Origin of the sequence: Thermus sp. LT1-2-5, from assembly GCF_040363165.1 — a bacterium.
Taxonomy (GTDB): domain Bacteria; phylum Deinococcota; class Deinococci; order Deinococcales; family Thermaceae; genus Thermus.
Map to the genome: position 1 here is coordinate 61,240 of NZ_BSRG01000003.1, position 16,259 is coordinate 77,498.

The 16,259-nt window shown below is 63.3% G+C and carries 15 protein-coding genes; 3 read left to right on the plus strand and 12 right to left on the minus strand.

The features are described 5' to 3' along the window. Positions 1-6: 6 nt before the first annotated feature. From ABXG85_RS04060 to ABXG85_RS04085, 6 genes are all read right to left on the minus strand, one after another. Positions 7-756 carry a YkoF family thiamine/hydroxymethylpyrimidine-binding protein gene (locus tag ABXG85_RS04060; protein ID WP_353512450.1) on the minus strand — a complete coding sequence of 250 codons (750 nt, stop codon included), beginning with the start codon at positions 754-756 and terminating at the stop codon, positions 7-9. Continuing rightward, complete coding sequence (locus ABXG85_RS04065; protein ID WP_353512451.1) at positions 747-1,388, minus strand: class I SAM-dependent methyltransferase; 642 nt, start codon at positions 1,386-1,388, stop codon at positions 747-749. Before ABXG85_RS04065 ends, ABXG85_RS04060 begins: the two co-directional genes overlap by 10 nt. A 4-nt stretch (positions 1,389-1,392) precedes the next feature. Beyond that, positions 1,393-2,982: an alpha-amylase family glycosyl hydrolase gene (locus ABXG85_RS04070; protein WP_353512452.1), complete on the minus strand. Its 1,590-nt coding sequence runs from the start codon at positions 2,980-2,982 to the stop codon at positions 1,393-1,395. Continuing rightward, positions 2,979-4,220 carry a quaternary amine ABC transporter ATP-binding protein gene (locus ABXG85_RS04075; RefSeq protein ID WP_353512453.1) on the minus strand — a complete coding sequence of 414 codons (1,242 nt, stop codon included), beginning with the start codon at positions 4,218-4,220 and terminating at the stop codon, positions 2,979-2,981. The genes ABXG85_RS04070 and ABXG85_RS04075 overlap by 4 nt, the downstream gene beginning before the upstream one ends. Then, positions 4,217-5,062, minus strand: a complete 846-nt coding sequence (locus ABXG85_RS04080) for an ABC transporter permease (RefSeq protein ID WP_353512454.1) — start codon at positions 5,060-5,062, stop codon at positions 4,217-4,219. Before ABXG85_RS04080 ends, ABXG85_RS04075 begins: the two co-directional genes overlap by 4 nt. A 71-nt stretch (positions 5,063-5,133) precedes the next feature. Further along, positions 5,134-6,138 carry an ABC transporter substrate-binding protein gene (locus ABXG85_RS04085; RefSeq protein ID WP_353512455.1) on the minus strand — a complete coding sequence of 335 codons (1,005 nt, stop codon included), beginning with the start codon at positions 6,136-6,138 and terminating at the stop codon, positions 5,134-5,136. Positions 6,139-6,353: 215 nt separating this feature from the next. On the opposite strand from ABXG85_RS04085, the gene otsA reads away from it, so the two are divergent. Genes otsA through treS form a run of 3 tightly spaced genes read left to right on the plus strand, consistent with a single transcriptional unit; the run spans position 6,354 to position 11,299 of the window. Further along, positions 6,354-7,703 carry an alpha,alpha-trehalose-phosphate synthase (UDP-forming) gene (gene otsA / locus ABXG85_RS04090; protein WP_353512456.1) on the plus strand — a complete coding sequence of 450 codons (1,350 nt, stop codon included), beginning with the start codon at positions 6,354-6,356 and terminating at the stop codon, positions 7,701-7,703. Further along, a complete protein-coding gene (gene otsB, locus ABXG85_RS04095; protein ID WP_353512457.1) occupies positions 7,700-8,389 on the plus strand; it encodes a trehalose-phosphatase in 690 nt (229 codons plus the stop codon). Before otsA ends, otsB begins: the two co-directional genes overlap by 4 nt. A gap of 18 nt (positions 8,390-8,407) precedes the next feature. After that, on the plus strand, positions 8,408-11,299 hold the full coding sequence (treS, locus tag ABXG85_RS04100) for a maltose alpha-D-glucosyltransferase (protein ID WP_353512458.1): 2,892 nt from the start codon (positions 8,408-8,410) through the stop codon (positions 11,297-11,299). On the opposite strand, the gene ttuA is transcribed toward treS, so the two are convergent. From ttuA to ABXG85_RS04130, 6 genes are read right to left on the minus strand one after another with little or no spacing between them, the layout of a single operon-like run. Then, positions 11,296-12,258: a tRNA-5-methyluridine(54) 2-sulfurtransferase gene (ttuA, locus tag ABXG85_RS04105; protein WP_353512459.1), complete on the minus strand. Its 963-nt coding sequence runs from the start codon at positions 12,256-12,258 to the stop codon at positions 11,296-11,298. The genes treS and ttuA overlap by 4 nt on opposite strands. Position 12,259: 1 nt before the next feature. Beyond that, the gene (gene ttuB / locus ABXG85_RS04110) at positions 12,260-12,457 is read right to left on the minus strand and encodes a sulfur carrier protein TtuB (RefSeq protein ID WP_353512460.1); all 198 of its coding nucleotides are present in this window, start codon (positions 12,455-12,457) and stop codon (positions 12,260-12,262) included. 4 nt (positions 12,458-12,461) lie between these two features. After that, positions 12,462-13,589: an acetoin utilization protein AcuC gene (locus tag ABXG85_RS04115; protein ID WP_353512461.1), complete on the minus strand. Its 1,128-nt coding sequence runs from the start codon at positions 13,587-13,589 to the stop codon at positions 12,462-12,464. Continuing rightward, positions 13,583-14,209, minus strand: coding sequence for a CBS and ACT domain-containing protein (locus ABXG85_RS04120; protein WP_353512462.1), 627 nt, complete (start codon positions 14,207-14,209; stop codon positions 13,583-13,585). Before ABXG85_RS04120 ends, ABXG85_RS04115 begins: the two co-directional genes overlap by 7 nt. 49 nt (positions 14,210-14,258) lie before the next feature. Next, positions 14,259-15,236, minus strand: coding sequence for an ABC transporter ATP-binding protein (locus tag ABXG85_RS04125; RefSeq protein WP_353512463.1), 978 nt, complete (start codon positions 15,234-15,236; stop codon positions 14,259-14,261). Next, positions 15,233-16,252, minus strand: coding sequence for an ABC transporter ATP-binding protein (locus ABXG85_RS04130; protein WP_353512464.1), 1,020 nt, complete (start codon positions 16,250-16,252; stop codon positions 15,233-15,235). The genes ABXG85_RS04125 and ABXG85_RS04130 overlap by 4 nt, the downstream gene beginning before the upstream one ends. Between the last annotated feature and the right edge of the window lie 7 nt (positions 16,253-16,259).

Sequence of the window (16,259 nt, forward strand, 5' to 3'; positions counted from 1 at the left end):
GGGCCTTTAGCCCTTTTCCCAGAGGGCCAGGACCCAATCCGCCTCCCGGTGGAGGGCAGGGGGGCTTCCCAAGGCCTGCCGGAAGAGGTCCTCCAGGGCCTCGAGGGAAAGGCGCTGGGCCAAGGGGGGGCCCACCTCCTCCTCCCGGTAGGGCCACTCCAGCACCGCCACCCGCCGGGCCACCCGCGCCGCCTCCTTCAGGGCGGGGATGGGGTTCAGGTGGTGGAGGGAGAGGCCGAAGAAGGCCAAGTCAAAACTCCCCTCGGGAAAGGGAAGGCTTTCCGCCCTTCCCTCCACAAAGCGCGCCCCCGGCACCTTGGCCCGGGCCACCTCCAGGCGGTCCGCCCTGGGGTCCAGGCCCACGGCGAAAAGCCCAAGCCGGGCGAAGGCCTCGGCATAGACCCCGGTGCCGGTGCCGATGTCCAGGACGCTTTTGGCCTCCATGCCCTCCAGGGCCTTCTGGGCGATGGCCAAGGGGGGAAAGCGCCGAAGCCGCTCCTCCTGGCGGAAAGGGTCCCGGGCCTGGCAGGCGTTGGTGAGGAGGGCCCACATCGCCGTGGCCCCCTCCTCCGCCGCCTTCTGGAAAGCCTCCCGAAGGGCCGAGAAAACCTGTTCCTCCTCCCCGGAAAGCTCGGTGTGGGTGGGGAAGACCCGGTAGTCCACCCCGCTTCCCTCCAGGGCGAGGAGGGCCTTTTCCACCGCACGGTAGTCCCCCTGCAGGAGGGGATAAAGGGCGAAGAGGGCCTTTAGCGCCATCGCCCTAAGTATAGGGCGGGGCGGTTTCCCGCCCGCCGCCCCGCCCGGTCCGCCTCCCCGTAGGGAGGACGGGCCTCGGGGGCGAGGAAACCCGCTTCCCCCTCCGCCTCGGGGGGGCCCAGGAGGGCCCAAAGGTCTTCCCGGGAAAGGAAGCGGGCCTGGGTCCAGGGGCGCACCCCCTTCTCCCCCAGGCGGCGGTAAAGGGCGGCCCAGGGGGAGAGGGCCTCGAGGACGCCCACCACAAGGGCCCCGCCCCGCCTCAAGACCCTCCGCGCCTCCCCCAAGGTCCGCTCCACGTCCGCCACGAACTCCAGGGTGGTAAAGAGGAGGACCACGTCAAAGGCCCCGTCCGCAAAGGGCAAAGCCTCCCCGTAAGCCGCCACCCATTCCACCCCGGGAGACCGCCCCTCCCCCACCCGGCGCATGGCCGCCGAGGGCTCCACCCCCACCTTCCTGGGGTAGGGAAGGCGCCTGAGCCAGTACCCGGTCCCGGCGCCCACCTCCAGGAGGCTCTCCCCGGGGGGAAGAAGCCCCCGTAAGGCCCGCTCCTCCTCGGCGATGACGAAGGCCCCCAAGGGGGTTTCGTACCAGGCCTCGTAGGCCTCCGCCAGGCCCTGGAAGGGATCTTCCACGCCCTCAGTCTAACCGGAGCACCACGCCCTCCTCCGGGCGCAACCGGAGGCTTTCCCCCACCCCCTCCTCCCGGTCCAGGTGGGTGGAGAGGACCTCCCGCCCCTTGCGGGGAAGGGAAAGCGCCTTTTCCCTATCCGTGAAGTTGAGGGCCACGAGCCAACCCTCCCCCCGCAGGTAGGCGTAAACGCCCTCCTGGGCCCAGTAGGTGCGGTAAGCCCCATAGAGGAGCTCCGGGTCCTTCCGTAAGGCGATGAGGCGGCGCACCAGGTGGAGCATGGAGCGGGGGTCCTGTTCCTGGGCGGCCACGTTGCGGGTCCGCCAGTCGGGGTTTAGGGGAAGCCAGGGCTCCGTGGTGGAAAATCCGGCGTAGGGGGAATCGTCCCAGGGCATGGGGGTGCGCTCGGGGTCGCGGCCCAGGGAGTGATAAGCCGTGGGCCTTCGGTCTTTCTGCCTGAGGGCCGCCGGATCCCGCACCCGATCGGGGGGGATCTCCCCATTGGGGAGGGCAAGCTCGTCCCCGTAGTACCAGGTGGGGGTGCCCCGCAGGGTGAAGAGGAGCATGGCCGCCACCCGGGCCTGGGCCTCCCCCAGGCGGGAAGCCAGGCGGGGTTGGTCGTGGTTGCCCAGGACCCAGTTAGGCCAATCCGAGGGCCTGAGGAGGCGCTCGTACTCCTCCACGATGCGGGCGATGTTCTCGGGACGCCAGTCGGGAAGACCCTCGGTGATAAGGTTGAAGTTGAAAGGGAGATGGCAACCCGCTTGGTAGTAGCGCACTAGGCGGTTAAGGGGAAGGTAAATCTCCCCCACCATGACCCGCTCCCGCCCCGGGCTGGAAAACTCGTCCAACACGAAACGCATCTCCCGCACGTAGGCATAGGTTTCGGGCTGGTCCTCGGTGAATAGGTGTTCGTGCCGGGCCCGATCCGGCAAGCCAGACCGCCAGTAGGGGCTCCCCGGCTCGTCCCGGAGGAGAAGATCTTCGGCCAAAAGCCAAAGGGTGTCCACCCGGAAGCCGTCCACCCCCCGCCTAAGCCAAAAGCGCATCACCTCGTAGATGGCCTCCCGCACCTCGGGGTTGCGCCAGTTGAGGTCGGGCTGCTCCGGGAGGAACTGGTGGAGGTAGTACTGGCCCGTCCCCTCGTCCAGGGTCCAGGCGGGGCCGCCAAAGAAGCTCTGCCAGTTGTTGGGCGGGCCCCCACCCGGGGCAGGATCGGCCCAGACGTACCAGTCCCGCTTGGGGCTATTCCTAGAGGCCCGGGACTCCTGGAACCAAGGGTGCTCGCTGGAGGTGTGGTTGGGTACCAGGTCGATGAGCACCCTAATCCCCAGGGCGTGGGCCTCCGCCATCAAGCGGTCAAAGTCCTCCAGGCTGCCGAAGATGGGGTCCACGTCGCAGTAGTCGGCCACGTCGTAGCCGAAATCCTTCATGGGGCTTTTGTAAAAGGGGGAAAGCCAGATGGCGTCCACCCCCAGGGACTTTAGGTAGGGAAGCCGCCGCCTCACCCCCTCGAGGTCCCCGATACCGTCGCCGTTGGTGTCCTGGAAGCTCCGGGGGTAAACCTGGTAGATCACCGCCTCTTTCCACCAACTCATGGACCGGAGTCTACCCCTCGGTCCGTAGAAGGGGAAGCCTCCCCCACCGGGGGCGTGTACCGGCGGGCCATGGCGGCGAGGAACCTCCCCCGGGTGACGATGCCAAGAAACTTCCCCGCATCGTCCACCACAGGAAGAGGCAAGGGCGTTTCGCTAAACAAAGGCAGGGCTACTTCGAGGGTCTGGTCAGGCCGTAACGTGGGCAAAGGTTCCAGGTACGGGCTAAGATCCTTCCCATCCCCCCCTGCTTTTAAGGCCTCGGCGAGTTTTTCCGCCCGTACCACCCCCTTGAACTGCCCTTGGGTGTCCACCACGTAGGCGCTTCCCACACCCGCCTGGCCCATCTTGCGCAAGGCAGCCCGCAGGCCCTCTCGGCCCAGGATTACCGTCACCGCTTCCAACAGGAGCCCTTCTACCCGGTAGACCTTAGCCGGGTTCACGCCCTCCACAAAAGCGGCCACGTAGTCGTCGGCGGGCTGGGCTAGGATCTCCTCGGGGGTACCCACCTGCACAATCTCCCCGTCCCGCATGATGGCGATACGGTCCCCCAGCTTCAACGCCTCGTCCAGGTCATGGGTGACGAAAAGAATGGTCTTTTTCAATTCCTCTTGAAGGCGTAAAAGCTCGTCTTGCATCTCCTTCCGGATCAAGGGGTCCAGCGCACTGAAGGCCTCATCCATGAGTAGGACCGGGGGGTCGGCGCAAAGAGCCCGAGCCAACCCCACGCGTTGCTTCTGGCCACCCGAAAGCTGCACCGGATAGTTGTTCTCGTAACCCGCTAGTCCCACCCGAGCTAACCAGGCCCTCGCCCGCTCCTCCCGCTCTCTTTTTGGCACTCCCTTGAGTTCTAAGGGGAACGCCACGTTCTGGAGCACGGTGCGATGGGGCAAGAGGGCGAAGTGCTGGAACACCATACCGAAGGTCGCTTGGCGAAAGCGCAAAAGCTCTCGCCGGTTGAGGGCTGTGACCTCGGTGTCCCCCACACAAATCCGGCCCGCCGTGGGATCAATAAGGCGGTTCACCGCACGCAGAAGCGTGGACTTCCCCGACCCCGAAAGCCCCATAATGACGAAAAGTTCTCCTTTTTGGACCTCGAGGTTCACATTCCTAAGAGCCACCACGTGGCGGGTCGTCTGGAAAATCTCGTCCTTCTTGCGCCCTTGGCGTACTTCCTCCAACACCCGCCTCGCTCGGGGTCCAAAGATTTTGTAGACGCTCTCAATGCGGACAAAGCTCATGCTTCCTCCCGGTAGCGGCGCATCACCCGCCGGCCCACCGCCTGGGTAAGGCGGTCCATCACAATGGCCATGGCCACGATGGCGACACCCGCTTCCGCACCCCTCCCCACATCGAGCCGTTGGATGCCCAGGAGCACCTCTTCCCCAAGCCCCCTCGCCCCGATCATGGAAGCGATGACCACCATAGCCAGGGCCATCATGGTGGTTTGGTTCACCCCCGCCATCAGGTTGGGAAGCGCCAAGGGAAGCTCCACCTTGAAGAGGCGTTGCCAGGAAGTAGTCCCAAAAGCCTCCGCCGCCTCCACCACCTCCCGGCTTACCAATCTCAAGCCCAGGTCCGTGAGGCGGATCATGGGCGGCGCAGCGTAAATCACGGTGGCAATCAGGGCGGGGACCTTGCCAAGCCCAAAAAGCAAGAGCGCAGGGATCAAGTAGACGAAGCTGGGCATGGTTTGCATGGCGTCCAGTAGGGGAAGCATGAAGGAACGGAAGCCGTCGCTCCGCCCCATGAGAATCCCCAAGGGAAGCCCTAGAACCACGGAGATCACCACCGAGGCCAACACCAAGGCCAACGTCTGCATCCCTTTATCCCAAAGCCCTAAGGCAGCTATAAGCCACACGGAAAAGGCCATGCCCACGGCGAAGAAAAAGCGTCGGGTAACAAACCAACCCAAAAGCGCGGCAAACCCCGCCAACCAGGGCCAGGAAAGACCGCGGAAAAACCCTTCAAAGGCCAGGATGAAGTGCAAAAGGGCGTTGGAGATCTGCTCAAACGTGTCGCCGTAGGCCCTGACCAGCCAGTTGATGAAAGCGTTAACCCATTCTCCCAGAGCGAGTTCCATGGCTTCCTAGCTCCTTCTCTTCACAGGAGAAAAGCAGGGCCCAAAGGCCCTACCTTATGCCAAAATGACCCTCAGAGGGCCCGCTTCACGCGCTCCGCTACCTCGGCAGGAACCCACTTCGTCCAAAGGTCCTGGTAGTTGCGGAGGAAGTAAATGGCCGCTTCCTCCTCGCTGGCTTTCTGGTCCTCCATATAGGCAAGAAGCTTGCTCACCAATTCGTTAGAGGTGCGGTATTTCTCCAGGAACTCCACCACGGTAGGCGCCTCTTTCACAAGGCGAGCGTTCACGGCGATGTAAACTGTCTCCAACGGGAAGGCGCAAGCCCGGGTAGGATTTTCCCTTTCCAAGAGCTCGTTCCAGACCTCAGGGTTGTAGGGGGACTCTTCCAGCATGGTTAGGTCATACTTACCCAAAACCCAGGTGGGACCCCAGTAGTAGAAGACGATGGGCCGGCCCCGCTCGTAAGCGGAAGCGATAGCAGCCACCAAAGCATCTGAGGTCCCAGGACGAAAATTGGTGAAATGACGGTCCAGTCCGTAGGCTTTGAGCTTTTTGGTGTTAATCTTTTCAGCAAACCAACCCAAAACCCCGTTGTAGAAACGACCCTTGCTAGGCTCCTCGGGGTCGCGGAAAAGCCCTTTATATTTGGGCAGGTCAAAGACCGACTTCAGGTCCGGAGCCGCAGGCTTGATGCCCCGCTTCTCGTCCCCCTTGATGACGTAGGTGGGCACAAACCAGCCCTGGACAGCGTCGGGAAAGTTGACCCCTAAGCGCTGTATTTTCCCCTCCCTTTCCAGTTGGTCCACCACGTCCCGCGTAAGGTTGTACCAGATCTCCATAGAAACGTCCACATCTCCCCGACCTAGCCCCGTGATCAGGGGAATAGACGTGCCTGGAAGGGCGTCGGTTTTGCAACCAAAGCCCTTTTCAAGGATGAACTGCGCAATCCGATTGTGGACTCGAGCGCTCTCCCAGTCGTAATCAGCGAAAACAATCGTCCGGCTGGTTTCGCACTTTTGGGCCCAGGCCAAACCCACAAGGGCGAGGGCGACCACCAAAACCTCTTTGAACCTCACGCCTTCACCTCCTGCAGGAAGCCTACCCACGGCTTTTTAGATGGCCGTTAAAGGCCCTTGTCTTGCCTCTGGGATTTCCTTAAAGCCACGCTTGTTCACAAAGCCTGGTTTGCTCCCTTCTGAAGCCACGTTATTCCCCATTGCCGTTAACTAAACGGCCTTTAGCAAATTCTCATGTTGTTCTGCGTATCCCTGCGCCCTCTATGCTGGAAAGCATGAGGCTCATCATTGTGGCCAACCGCGCCCCTTTTCGCTCCACCCCGGAGGGCTTGATCCCGGCGGTGGGTGGACTCGCCACGGCCCTACTTCCCGTACTGGAAGCGCGAACAGGGGTTTGGGTGGCCGCTGGGGAGTGGAAGGAAAAGGGGAAAAGCGCTCCCCCCAGGAAAAGCCAGGTGCGGCTAGAGCAAGTCTTTCTGCCAGAAAAGGAATGGCAAGGCTATTACGGAGGGTTCTCTAACCGGGTTCTCTGGCCCCTCTTCCACTACTTTTTGGAGCGGGTAGAGCTAAGGCGGGACTTTTACCTGGACTACCAGCGAGCCAACCGCCGTTTCGCCGAAAAGGTGCTGTCCCTCTACCAGGAAGGGGACACCATCTTCGTCCAGGACTATCACCTCCTCCTTCTTCCTCGCCTTCTTCGGGAAAGGATCCCCGGGCGCATTGGCTTCTTTTTCCACATCCCCTGGCCCTCCAGCGGGGTCTTCCGCATCCTCCCTTGGGGAAGGTCTTTGGTGGACGGGGTCCTGGGTGCTGACCTCATCGGCTTCCACACCCCAGAGTACGTGGAGAACTTTCTCAGGACCGCCGCCCACTACGGCTACCTCGTGGAGGGAAATACCGTTCGGGTAGGGGAAAGATGGGTACGGGTGGAGGCCCATCCTTTGGGAATCGATACCGGGCGTTTTTTGGAATTCGCGCAAGACCCTTGGATTGGCCTCCACGCCCGGGCCTTAAAACGGCTTGCAGGAGTAGATCGTCTGATCCTGGGGGTGGACCGCTTAGACTACACCAAAGGAATCTTGGAGCGCCTTCTCGCCTACGAACGCCTGCTCCAGTCTTACCCGCAATGGCGAGGCCGGGTAGCCTTTTTCCAGATCGCCACACCCAGCCGTACTAGCGTCCACGCCTACCAGGAACTCAAGCGCCGAGTGGACGAGGTGGTGGGTCGGATCATGGGGAGCTTTTTGCGGGAGGACTGGGTACCCTTACGCTACTTTTACCAAAGCTACACCCAAGACGAGCTAGCCGCCTTCTACCGGGCGGCGGACGTAGCCCTCATTACCCCTTTAAGGGACGGAATGAACCTGGTGGCGATGGAATACGCCTACACCACGGGTGAAGGAGTCCTGGTGCTTTCCAACCTCGCGGGGGCAGCGGAATATCTGAAGGAAGCCCTTTTGGTAAACCCTTACGACCTGGACGGGATGGCAGCCGCCTTAGATCGAGCCTTACGCATGCCCGAAGGGGAAAAGCAAGAAAGGCTCGCCGCTTTGAAAAAACGGATCCAAGCCCTGGACGTTCAAGGTTGGGCAGAGCGGTTCCTCCAATCTTTGGAAAAAGCATGAAGGCAGAGAAACCGGTTTTCTTCTTGGACTACGACGGCACGCTTGCCCCATTAGCGAAAAAACCCGAGGAGGCTGTTCCCCACCCCGAGGCCCCTCAGGTCCTAAAAATGCTTTGGGCACGCTACCCGGTCTATGTGGTTACGGGGAGGCGAGTAAAGGACCTGGAAGTCTTGCTGCCCCTTCCTGGCCTGCCCGTGGTAGGTGGGCATGGATTAGAAGAGGGTGTTTTGTTCGGGGAGGTGCGGCCTCTTTACCCAGTAAACCTAAATCCCGTGCGGAAAAGGCTTCCCCCCTGCCCCGGAGTGCGGGTGGAGGACAAGGGGTTTGCCCTTGCCCTTCACTACCGTGGAGCGGAAAACGAGGAGGAAGCCGAGGCCTGCCTGAAAGCCTGGCTAGAGGGGATAAAAGACCTTTTTGCCACCCTAAACCTGGAAGCCCTGCCCGGCAAAAAGGTCCTGGAGATTAAGCTTAAGGGGGTAGACAAGGGCCAGGCGGTTCTAAGGCTCCTAAAGCGGCATCCTCACCATACCCCCATCTATATCGGGGACGATATCACCGACGAGGCGGCCTTTGCGGCTCTCGAGGGCCTGGGCCTCACCTTTAAGGTGGGGGAGGGCCCCACCCGGGCAAAAGGAAGGCTTAAGGACGTGGAGGAGGTGTTGACCTACTTGAAAACTTACCTCTAACCGCCTAGCCTTGAGGCCGTGGACCCCCTTTGGTACAAGGATGCGGTAATCTACCAGCTCCATGTCCGTTCCTTCTTCGACGCCAACGACGACGGCTATGGGGATTTTGAGGGCTTGAGACAAAAACTCCCCTACTTAGAGTCCTTGGGGGTGGATACCCTCTGGCTTATGCCCTTCTTCCAGTCCCCCCTAAGAGACGACGGGTACGACATCTCCGACTACTACCAAATCCTGCCGGTTCACGGGACCTTGGAGGACTTCAAGCGCTTCTTGGACGAAGCCCATCAGCGGGGAATGCGCGTCATCATAGAACTCGTCCTCAATCACACCTCCATAGATCACCCCTGGTTCCAGGAGGCACGGAAACCAGGAAGCCCCATGCGGGACTTCTACGTCTGGAGCGACACGCCAGAAAAGTACAAAGGGGTACGGGTCATCTTCCAAGACTTCGAGACCTCTAATTGGACTTATGACCCCGTGGCCGGAGCCTACTACTGGCACCGCTTCTACCACCACCAGCCCGACCTCAACTGGGACAACCCCGAGGTGGAAAAGGCCATGCACCAGGTGATGTTCTTCTGGGCCGACCTGGGGGTGGACGGGTTCCGCCTGGACGCCATTCCCTACCTCTACGAGCGGGAAGGCACCCCATGCGAAAATCTTCCCGAAACCATCGAAGCGGTGAAGCGCTTGCGGAAAGCCTTGGAGGAGCGCTACGGCCCGGGAAAGGTCCTCCTGGCCGAGGCCAACATGTGGCCGGAGGAGACCCTACCCTACTTCGGGGAAGGAGACGGGGTCCATATGGCCTACAACTTCCCCCTGATGCCCAGGATCTTCATGGCCCTAAGGCGGGAAGACCGGAGCCCCATAGAGACGATGCTCAAAGAAACGGAGGCCATCCCCGAAACCGCCCAGTGGGCCCTTTTCCTAAGGAACCACGACGAGCTAACCCTGGAAAAGGTCACCGAGGAGGAGCGGGAGTTCTTGTGGGAGATTTATGCCCCTGATCCCCGCTTCCGCATAAACCTGGGGATCAGACGGCGGCTCATGCCTCTCCTAGGGGGTGACCGCAGGCGGTATGAGCTCCTCCACGCCCTCCTTTTTACCCTGAAGGGCACCCCCATCATCTATTACGGGGACGAAATCGGCATGGGGGATAACCCCTTCCTGGGGGACCGGAATGGGGTTAGGACCCCCATGCAGTGGTCTGCCGACCGGAATGCCGGCTTCTCCCGCGCTCCCTACCACAGGCTCTTCCTTCCCCCGGTGAGCGAGGGGGCCTACAGCTACCACTTCGTCAACGTGGAAGCCCAAGAACAAAGCCCCCACTCCAACCTGAACTTCATCCGCCGGCTCCTCGCCTTAAGGAAACGGCACGCTAAGACCTTTGGTCGGGGAAGTCTACGCCTGATCCCGGTGGAAAACCGCAGGGTTTTGGCCTACCTAAGGGAGTACCTAGGAGAGAGGATTTTGGTTGCCGCCAACCTCTCCCGCTATACCCAAGCGGTGGAATTGCCCTTAGAAGAACAAAAAGGGCTCGTCCCGGTGGAACTCTTTTCCCAAAACCCCTTTCCCCCTATTGAGGGGACCTACCGCCTTACCTTAGGCCCCCACGGCTTCGCCCTCTTCGCCCTAACTCCCCAAGAAGCAATCCGGGTCCAGACCCCCGACTGGGCAGAGGAGGCTCCCCCCGAGGAGGTTCCCCTTGTGCCCCTGCAGGAAGGCCCCGAGGTCCTCTTCATTCAGACGATGACGGAGGCCAAAGCCCAAGGAGCCTTCCTCGAGGCCCTCGCCTGGGTACTTCGGGAACGGAGCTGGCTTCCTCTAAAACCCGAGCGGGTAGAAATCCTGGACGCCCTTCGACTCCGCAAAGACCCCCCCCTCTACCTCACCCTCCTCCACCTGGAAGACCACGCCGAAGCCACGATCCTCCTACCTATCCGCCACGGACCCAAAGAAGAGGCCCCGGGCCTTTTCGCCCGCACGTACCCTAGGAAGGGGTATCTTTACGAGCTCTCCCAGGATCCAGACTTTTACGCCCACTTGCTCCAACGCCTGAAGGAGGGCCTCGAGGCCAGAAGCCTCAAGGCCTACTACCGGGGAAGCCACCCCGGGCCCTTGCCCGAAACCCTCACCCTTTTGCGCCCGGGGCTTGCCGCAGGAGAAGGGGTCTGGCTTCAGGTAGGCTTGGTGCAGGACGGGGGAATGGACCGAACACTAGAGGTCCTCCCCAAGCTTAGTCTGCCCTGGGTTTTGGTGCCGGAAGGCCGCCTGGTGTGGGAGCGGGGCAGGGAGAGGCGGGTGCTCGCCCTAACGGGACACCTTCCCGAAGGGGAACCCCAAGAAGCCTTCGCCTTAGCCCAGGCCCTGGCCTCCGAGGGGCTTTCCCGGCTACAGGGACACTCCCTGGAAGGGATCGGGCCCGGTCTCCTCGCCGAAGCCCTTAGCGAGCTTGAAGCCCTGACCCGGCTTCTTGGGGTGCGGCTTGCCCTACTTCACCGGAGCCTAGCCGAGGTGGAAGGCGAGGAGGGCGGACAACCCCTTCTCAACCGGGGCCTTGGGGCCTTTTTGGTAGTGGGAGGAGAGGTGTATCTGTTAGCCCTAGGCCCTGGAGGCAGGGGGAGCCCCCTCATGGACCTAGCCCGGCTGGCCTATGACCTGGAGCGGGCTATAGAGCTTGCCTGGGAAACCTTAGACAAACCTACCCCAGAACTGCCCGGGCTCGTGGCAGAGTTTCTCGTGGAAAACGCACTTCTCACCGCTTACCGGGGTATTGTCCAGGAAACCTTCCAGGAAGAGGGCTGGCCCCGAATTATGGCCACCTGGGCTGAGGCCCAACTCCTCCGGGAAGATAAGCCCACCCGCCAACGGATCTTGGAGCGCTGGCGGCGTAAAGTGGAAACCACTTAGAGCCGGCTCACGGAAGCCTGGGGGCGAAAGACCGCCTCCTCGGGGAGGAGCTTCCGCTTCTTGGCCTTGCGGTAGACCGCCTCCCACATGCGGCAGAAGGAGCAGACCGCCCCCGTGGTGGGGTAGCCGCAGCGCTCGCACTCCCTGAGGGCCACCTCCCCTTCCGCCTGGAGGCGGGGCTGGATCTTCTCCAGGAAGCCCTCGAGGAAGCGGAGCTTAGCCCCCGGCATCCCCTTTTCCACCAAGTTAAGGGCCTCCTTGTAGAGGAGGCTTTTAGCCCCCTTGGCGTTGGGGCACTCCTCGTGCAGAAAGCGGATGCCCCGGAGGAGGGTGTAGGAGAGGACCTCCCGCTCGCTAAAGCGGTAGAAGGGCTTGACCCGGGCGGCGAGGCCAGGCTTTTCCGGGAGGACCGGCCCCTGGCGAGCCAAGGCGTCCTCCTGGGGGTTCAGGAGGTTGCCCAGGAGAACCGCCGCCTCATCGTCCAGGTTGTGGCCGGTGGCCACCACGCGGAAGCCCCCTTCCACCGCCACCTGGTTGAGGATGTAGCGTTTGGAAAGGCCGCAGGCGGAGCAGGCCACCCGCCCGGAAAGGGCGGCAAGCTCCGGCACCCCGAAGCCGTAGGCCTCCTTCAGGTCCACCACAAGAAGCTCTAGGCCCCTTTCCCGGGCGAAGGCCTCCGTGACCTCGAGGCTCCGCCTGGAGTACTCCCCGATGCCAAGCTCCAGGTGAAGCCCCACCGCCTGGTAGCCCAAGCGGCTCAGCACGTCCCACAGGGCCAAGGAGTCCTTCCCCCCGGAAACCGCCACCAAGACCCGCTCCCCCGGCAACAGCATCTTGTGGCGGCGGATGGCCCTTTCCGTTTCCTTCACGAACCAGTCCAGGTAGTGCGCCTTGCAAAGGGCGAACCCCCTAGAGCGCACCTCCACCTGGGCCTTTTCCCCGCAAACCTTGCAGACCACGCTAGCCTCCCGAGATGGCGGAAAGGACCTCGATTTGCTCCTCCTCCCCCACCACCTGGTCCAGGGTGAGGAGTTCCTCCTGGCGGATGGCCACCACCGTCTCCGGGTTGAGGCCCAGCTCCAACAGCACGTCCTTCAGGGGCCGGTTTCCCCGGACCTCCACCTCCTTGCGCTCGGGCAGGCGCAAAACGACCTTCACCCCGCTAGTCTAGCAGGTAAGGGGAGACGAGCTCTGTGAGCCGCTCTAAGGTTAGGCGGTTGCGTTTCTCGATCTCCGGCCTGCGGGGAATCCCCGGGTAAGGCGCCTCCGGGTCGTGGAGGGTGGGGGTGAGGGGCCGCCCCAGCCGTTCCTGCCAAACCAGTAGCCACCCCTCGGGCAGACGCTCCGGCAGGGGCAGGCCGTGGAAAACGTGGTAAAGGAGGGTCCAAACCCGCACCGCCCCATCCAGGCTATACCCACCCCCCAAGGTAAGGAGAACCCGCCCTCCCGCAAAGGCCTCGGCGTACTCCAGGATGAGGCGGAATAGCCGCTCGTAGGCCCGGGTGGTGAGGAGGAGGTCGGCCAAGGGGTCCAGGTAGTGGGCGTCCGCCCCCGCTTGGACCACCAGCACATCGGGCCGGAAGGCCCGCAGGGCCCAAGGCACCAGGGCCTCGAAGACCTCGAGGTAGCTCTCGTCCTCGGTAAAGGGCTCCAGGGGAAGGTTGAGCTTCCTCCCCACCCCTTCCCCCCGGCCCACCTCGTGCACGTGCCCGGTGCCGGGGAAGAGGTAGCGGCCAGATTCGTGGAGGCTCAGGGTGAGGACCTCCTTCTCCTCGTAGTGGATCCACTGTACCCCGTCCCCGTGGTGGACGTCGATGTCCAGGTAGGCCACCCTCAGCCCGGACCGGGTCAGGTGGCGGATGGCCACGGAAAGGTCGTTGTACACGCAAAACCCCGAGGCCCGGTCGTACTGGGCGTGGTGCAGGCCGCCTCCCAGTTGCAACACCCGCTTCTCCCCAGAAAGGATGCGCCTGGCCCCCTCGAGGGTCCCCCCCACCAGGACCCGCGCCGCCCGGTCCATGCCGGGGAACACGGGGGTGTCCCCCGTCCCCAGACCGTAGTGCTCCAGATCCGGCACCCTCTCCCCCCGGCTTGCCGCCTCCACCCGCTTCACCAGGCGCTCCGAGTGGACGGTAAGCACCTCCTCCCGACTGGCCTCGGGAGGGGAATGGGGGGGTTGCCACACCCCCAGGGCCTGGAGAAGGGAGGTGAGCATCTCCAGCCGCACCGGGGAAAAGGGGTGGTCCGGGCCAAAGTTGTAAAGGCGGTACTCGTCCCGATAAATCACCATGGCTTCTTGGGGGGCCACAGCACGTCAAACCCTTCCCGCCTCAGGCCCTCCGCCAGGAGGTGGGTCTCCAAGGTGTTCACCCGCACCACCGCCCGCACGAAGTCCCCGTCCTCCGGGTAGGAGAGGAGGGAGTGGATGTTCACCCCCCGTCCCGCCAAGTACCCCGTGAGCCGGGCAAGCTCCCCCACCCGATCCGGCAGCCGCACCTCCAGCCGCCCCGAGGGTTCCGTGACCCCGGTAAGCCTAAGGAGGGCATCCAGAAGGTCGATGCCGGTGACGATGCCCACCAGGTCGCCGTCCTCCAGAACGGGCAAGGAGCCGATCTTCCGCTCGCGCATCACCCGGGCCGCCTCCTCCACGGGGTCCAAGGGGTGGGCGGTGACCACCTCCTGGGTCATGACCTCCTCCACCTTGGCGCAGGTGGGACACGGCCCCTTGGGGTTCAGGTGGCTCGTGGCCAAGCGGATGTCCCGGTCGGTGATGATGCCAAGAAGCTTCCCTTCCGCCACCACGGGCAGGTGGCGGATGCCCCGTTCCAGAAGCAGGCGGTACGCCTCCTCCAACGTGGCCTCCGGCCCCACCGTGACCACGGGGGAGCGCATTACGTCCTTGACCAGCATGAAAAAAGTATACCCCCCGCTAAGGGGGGCACACTTCCCCGCCCAGGCCTCAAAGGATGTCGTCCCGGATACAGGCCTTGTAGTGGCCCGGGGAAACCTCTTTAAGCTCGGGCACGGTGTGGGCGCACTCGGGCAGGGCGTAGCGGCAACGGGTGCGGAACACGCACCCCGAGGGCGGGTTGATGGGGGAAGGGATATCCCCCTGGAGCACGATGCGCTCCCGCTTCACCGTGGGGTCGGGAATGGGTACCGCCGAAAGCAACGCCTCGGTGTAGGGGTGCTTGGGGTTGCGGTAGAGCTCCCGCGAAGAGGCAATCTCCATCACCTTCCCCAGGTACATCACCGCCACCCGGTCCGAGATGTACTCCACCACCGCCAGGTCGTGGGCGATGAAGAGCAGGGTGAGGCCCAGCTCCTCCTTAAGGTCCTGGAGTAGGTTCACCACCTGGGCCTGGATGGACACGTCCAGGGCGGAAACCGGCTCGTCCGCCACGATGAACTCCGGAGCCACCGCCAGGGCCCGGGCAATGCCGATGCGCTGCCTCTGCCCCCCGGAAAACTCGTGGGGGTAGCGGCGCATGTGGTCAGGGGAAAGCCCCACGAGCTTCAGGAGCTCCGCCACCCGCTCGGTCCGCTCCTGGGGCGTCTTGCCGATACCGTGGATCACCAAGGGCTCGGCGATAATGTCCCCCACGGTCATCCGAGGGTTCAGGGAGCTAAAGGGGTCTTGGAAGATGATCTGCATCCGGCGGCGGTACGGCCGCAGCTTGTCCTTGGGTAGCTCGGTGATGTCCTCCCCGTCAAAAAGGATCCGGCCCCCCGTGGGCTCAATGAGGCGCAAAAGGGTGCGGCCCACCGTGGTCTTGCCGCTCCCCGACTCCCCCACCAGCCCCAACACCTCCCCCCGCCGGATGGCGAAGGAAACCCCGTCCACCGCCTTGACGCTCCCCACCACCCGGGAAAGCACCCCGCCCCGGATGGGAAAGTGCTTCTTGAGGTCCTTGACCTCCAGCAGGACCCCGCTCATGCCCTAACCTCCCGGATCTCCCGCCAGCGCACGCACCGCACCTGACGCCCGTCCCCCGCATCCTCCAAGGGCGGCACCTCCCGGTCGCAAAGCCCTTCCACGTAGTGCTTGCACCGGGGGTGGAAGGCGCACCCAGAAGGCAGGTAAAGCGGGTTCGGTACGTTGCCGGGAATGGCCTCCAAACGCTCCTTGTGCTCCGCCGCCAGGTCCAGCCGCGGCACCGAGTGGAGAAGCCCCCGGGTGTAAGGGTGGAGGGGCTCCTTGAAAAGCGGCACCACGTCCGCCTGCTCCACCGCCCGCCCCGCATACATCACCACCACCCGGTCCGCCATCTCCGCCACCACCCCCAGGTTGTGGGTGATGAAGAGAATGCTCATCCCGATCTCCTCCTGGAGCTTCTTCATCAGCTCCAGAATCTGCGCCTGGATGGTCACGTCCAAGGCGGTGGTGGGCTCGTCCGCAATGAGGAGCGAAGGATTGCAGGAAAGCGCCATGGCAATCATCACCCGCTGCCGCATCCCCCCGGACATCTGGTGAGGATAGTTGGAAAGCCGCTTCTTCGGCTCCGGGATCCCCACCAGGTCCAGCATGTGGGCCGCCAGCTCCATGGCCTCCTTCCGGCTTTTCCCCTGGTGGAGCATGATGGCCTCGGCGATCTGGTCCCCCACCGTGTACACCGGGTTCAACGACGTCATGGGCTCCTGGAAAATCATGGCGATGTCGTTGCCCCGGATCCGCCGCATCTCCGCCTCGGAAAGCTTGGTGAGGTCCCGCACCTGGCCGTCCTTCCCCCGGAAAAGGATCTCCCCGCCCACAATCCGCCCCGGCGGCGTGGGAATCAGGCGCATGATGGCCAAAGACGTCACGCTCTTCCCCGAGCCCGACTCCCCCACCACCGCCAGGGTCTCCCCCTTGTCCACGTGGAAGGACACCCCGTCCACCGCCTTCACCACACCATCGTCCGTGAAGAAGTGGACCTTGAGGTCTCTCACCTCCAGTAGCCGCTTTTCGTCCATGCGCACT